Annotated in this window: 2 protein-coding genes; one reads left to right on the top strand and one right to left on the bottom strand. The window is 59.0% G+C overall.

From position 1 onward, the window contains the following. The coding region (locus tag ACQRD3_RS13465; protein WP_427781731.1) for an S-layer homology domain-containing protein at positions 1-943 on the top strand (943 nt) is incomplete at its 5' end. A 430-nt stretch (positions 944-1,373) separates the two neighbouring features. Here the strand turns inward: ACQRD3_RS13465 and ACQRD3_RS13460 are convergent. Further along, positions 1,374-1,770, bottom strand: a 397-nt coding sequence (locus ACQRD3_RS13460) for a C40 family peptidase (RefSeq protein WP_427781730.1), incomplete at its 5' end; no start/stop codon positions are given.

The raw sequence follows: 1,770 nt of genomic DNA, 5'->3' as shown, positions 1-1,770 counted from the left end.
TACCGGCGGCAGCACTACCGGCGGCAGCACTACCGGCGGCAGCACGACCGGTGGCAGCACGACCGGCGGCAGCACTACCGGTGGCAGCACGACCGGTGGCAGCACGACCGGTGGCGGCAGCACCGGCGGTGGCGGCAGCAGCTCCGGAGGCGGTTCCAGCTCTTCCACCAGACGCTATGACGTCTCCGCGCCCTCTGTCAAGCACGGCGATGTGACCGTTGACCCCAAGAACGCCAAGGCGGGCGATACCGTGACCATTACGGTCAAGCCCGACAGCGGCTATGAGCTGGACACTCTGACCGTGAAAGACGCCAGCGGCAGCGAGATCAAGGTGAAGGACAAGGGCAACGGCAAGTTTACCTTTACCATGCCCTCCTCCAAGGTGACGATTTCCGCTGAATTCGCTGAGATCAAAGCCATGGACTTCGTTGACGTTCCCTCCAGCGCCTATTACTATGACGCTGTGAAGTGGGCTGCCAAGAAGGGCATTACCGGCGGTATCGGCAGCGGCCTGTTTGGCCCCGACCAGCCCTGCACCCGTGCTCACATTGTGACCTTCCTGTGGCGCGCCGCCGGCTCTCCCGAGCCTAAGAGTACGGTGAGCTTCGCGGATGTTCCCGCGGGCAGCTACTACGCCAAGGCTGTGGCCTGGGCTGTGGAGAATGGCATCACGCTGGGTACCGGCGACGGCACCTTCAGCCCCAACGCCACCTGCACCCGCGCCCAGAGCGTGACGTTCCTGTACCGCGCGCTGGGTACCGCACCTACCACGGCGAATGGCTTCACCGATGTGGCGGCCAATGCTTTCTATACTGACGCAGTGGCCTGGGCTGTGGAAAACGGCGTGACTAACGGTACGACGGACTCTACGTTCAGCCCCGACAACGGCTGCACTCGCGCCCAGATCGTGACCTTCCTGTTCCGTGCCTATCAGGGCAAGTAAGGGAAGCGACTGACGGGTAACCCAAAGTGAATCAGAACGGCGGCTCGGAATCAATGATTCCCTGCCGCCGTTCTTTGGTAAGCTGTGTAAGTGCTCAGTAACCACCCGGTAACGTAAGCGTCAATTCCAGCGGCGTCTTACAGGCGAGGGTAAAGTGACAACTGCACCTACCCATGAAAAAACAGGCGTCAAAACTTACACCTGTGGGATTTGCAAGGCCACAAAGACGGAGAGCATTCCCAAATTGGTAAGCAGCGGCAGAGGCAGTAGTGGTGGCGGTAGCAATAATACCCCTGGCGGTTAGTTACACCCGACGCCTATACCGTCAAAGCTGAGGGCGGCTGGACACACATAGGACAATAACGTGCTGCGGTACATCAAAATAAACAGGGGCTGTCCCAGAACAAATATTCTGAGACAGCCCCTGACGCTATTTACTGTAGTAAAATGGTCTGCTAACGGCAGTAAATCCTTCCTTGCCGGTAACCACCACATTGTTCGCGCCGCTGGCGCAGTGGATGACCATGATATTGCCGCTGCTGTCAAAGCCGCAGACAATACCGACATGGCTGTCTCCCGGATAGAACACAAGGTCTCCCGGCTGGGCATCGCTCCATGAAATATCGGTGCAATAGCTGTGCTGACTGGATGCTCCACCGCCATGGCCGATGACATAGCTGCCACCTGTGACATTGTAAAACACCCAATCCACAAAGCCGGAACAGTCTAACCCGAACGGACGCACCGTTCCGGTCGTAGAGCTGCCTGCCGCTGTGACCTCCATAGGCGTCCCCCAGCGGGAGTCCCAACCGAGGACGAGTGACTTT

Origin of the sequence: Candidatus Pseudoscillospira sp. SGI.172, from assembly GCF_050313575.1 — a bacterium.
GTDB lineage: Bacteria > Bacillota > Clostridia > Oscillospirales > Oscillospiraceae > Vermiculatibacterium.
This window is presented reverse-complemented; position numbering and strand designations above follow the sequence as displayed.